This is a genomic window from Maribacter sp. (genome assembly GCF_049667165.1).
Classification (GTDB): Bacteria; Bacteroidota; Bacteroidia; order Flavobacteriales; family Flavobacteriaceae; genus Maribacter_A.
Map to the genome: position 1 here is coordinate 1 of NZ_JBATHS010000420.1, position 2,606 is coordinate 2,606.

2 protein-coding genes are annotated in these 2,606 nt (G+C 44.2%); both read left to right on the top strand.

Annotation, left to right across the window (positions count from 1 at the left end; all coding sequences use genetic code 11):
- The first annotated feature begins 163 nt into the window (after window positions 1-163).
- Window positions 164-1,153: an aldo/keto reductase gene (locus tag WBM98_RS18845; protein ID WP_424367562.1), complete on the top strand. Its 990-nt coding sequence runs from the start codon at window positions 164-166 to the stop codon at window positions 1,151-1,153.
- Between the two features lie 59 nt (window positions 1,154-1,212).
- On the top strand, window positions 1,213-1,758 hold the full coding sequence (locus WBM98_RS18850) for a VOC family protein (RefSeq protein ID WP_424367563.1): 546 nt from the start codon (window positions 1,213-1,215) through the stop codon (window positions 1,756-1,758).
- The last annotated feature ends 848 nt before the right edge of the window (window positions 1,759-2,606 follow it).

Here is a 2,606-nt window from a genome sequence, read left to right on the forward strand (position 1 = left end):
TCTCAATACTCACTTCTCAATACTCACATCTGACTTCTGTCTTCCGTCACCCACCAACCAACACTCAACAAGTAAACATTCCATGATTTTTATCAGCTTCCGCGGCGGATTTTACGTTTATCTTGCAATATCCCTTTATATAAAATTCCTAAATTGTAATACCATGAAAAAACGTACCCTCGGAAAAACCGGATTTAAGATTGCCGAAATCGGCGCAGGCACCTGGCAAGTGGGCGGCAAATGGGGCACTCCTTTCAGTCATGCGAATGCCGATGCCATCTTGCATACCGCCGTCGACCATGGGGTGAATTTCATTGATACGGCCGATGTGTATAGCGATGGGGAAAGTGAAAAGGCCGTGGGGCGCTTTGTACGATCGCATAGCGAACGCATTTATGTGGCCACCAAATGCGGGCGACGTATTTCGCCACATACCGATGCAGGCTACACCCCCAAGGTATTGCGTAAACATGTTGAGGACAGCTTAAAGAATATGGGTTTGGAGACCTTAGACCTCATCCAATTGCATTGTATCCCTCAAGAAACCTATGAGCGTCTCGAGATCTTTGGCCTCTTTGATGACCTGAAGAAAGAAGGCAAAATCCTAAACCTTGGGGTCAGTGTCAAAACGGTGGACCAGGCCATACGGGCCATGGAGTACGAAAATGTGACCACCGTACAGATCATATTCAATATGCTACGGCAACTGCCCTCAGAAAAGTTTTTTGCCACCGCCAAAGCCAAGAATGTCGGTATTTTGGCACGCGTACCCTTGGCCAGTGGCCTCTTGACCGGAAAATTCCATACGGATACCGCTTTCGGAAAAGACGACCATCGCGCCCCCATTAAAGACAAGAAGGAGTTCAGTAATAACGAGGCATTCGGTGGCCTTGATTACCAGATCGGTCTGGAAGCGGTTGAAGAACTCAAGGCCCTCTTTCATGTAAAGGCCAACCTTTCGGCCATGGCGTTAAAGTGGATCCTTATGTTCCCCGAGATAAGCTGTGTCATCCCTGGGGCCTCCCGACCCGATCAGATGCTGGCAAACCTCCATGCCGCCGATCTACCGGAGTTCGCCCCTGAGATCATGGCGAAGATCAAACAGATTTATGACAAACATGTCGTGCAAAATATAGCCCATACACAGTGGTAACCCTTTTGAATAGATACACAAAACGAATTGGACGTAATGTCCTAGTAAGAAATAACAAAATGAAGAAAACGAACATACTCTTGGTATTGGCCTGTTTAGGACTTATGGCCTTTATCGCTGACAAGGCTACTACTCCTGTACCTGGAATTTTACCGAATACCAAAATGGCGCATATCGGCATCGTAGTGCCCAATATTGAACATGCCTTGGATGCATGGCTAGACGTACTTGGACTCGAAAACAGACCTGAAATCACGAATGCTGTGGGCCATGAGGACAATCCCACCCATTTTAGGGGCGTGCTTTCCGATGCAAAGGCAAAATTAGCGTTCATCACCCTTGAAAATATACAGGTGGAACTCATAGAACCTTATGGCGATGCCAATAGCCATTGGAAGGAAATACTCGCGAAAAATGGGGCTGTGGTTCACCATGCCGCTTTTCATGTACAGGGATTGGGGGAAACCTATGTAGACCTCTTTAAGGAAAAAGGCTACGAAGAAGCCCAAAAAGGAGGCTGGAACGGGGGTGAATATAGTTATATGGACACCCAAAACGACCTCGGCCTATTTATTGAACTCCTAGAACAATATCCCAAGGAATAAAGAAAGGAATTGATTTTAGACTTACGACTTTAGATTTTAGAACTAACATCTTAAATCTCATTACTCATTACTCATTACTCAATACTCACCACTGACTACTGACCACTGACTACTTCATTCTGGTTCTCGATACTCCCGAGCATTCGGGGCTTTTGAAAACCACTCGAACTGACAATTGATTACTGACCTCCATCTCCCTCAACTTTCAACTATCAACTAACAACCAACATTCGATTTTAGATTTTAGATTTTGGAATTTAAATGGTACACCTTCCAACACTCATCGGGCACCCGTTTCCCTTCAACCTGAAACTCACTACTCAATACTAAATACTACATACTGTCTACTGACTACTTCCATCTGGTTCTCGATACCCCAGAGCATTCGGGGCTTTCGAAAATCACTCGAACTGACCCTTTGGTATTGAATCGCCATTCGCTGTTCGCAGTTTTTACGATCTATTTACTTCTGAAATCTAACATCTCAAATCTCAATACTCAATACTCTCCTTCCAACTTTCGACTTTCGACCCCCATCCGTCTCCCGTCTCCCGTCTCCCCCCTTTAAAACTTTCCCTAAAAAAATAGCATGATATTTGTCAGTTAATCCTATACGCTATATTAGTAAATTGCTTATCCATTTTTGCCTAGCCCTGTTAGCCATAAACGAATGTTAAATAGGGTATATGCAGCTTTTTATTCCATACTATTACAGCGTATGAAGTTGCTTTTTACAGGGGTAAAAACACGTCAACTGATTTTTTAAAAACTAGGAATCACAACATGAACAGAAGAAAATTTTTTAGAAACGGCACGCTACTCACCTTAGGGACCACGCTTATACATCC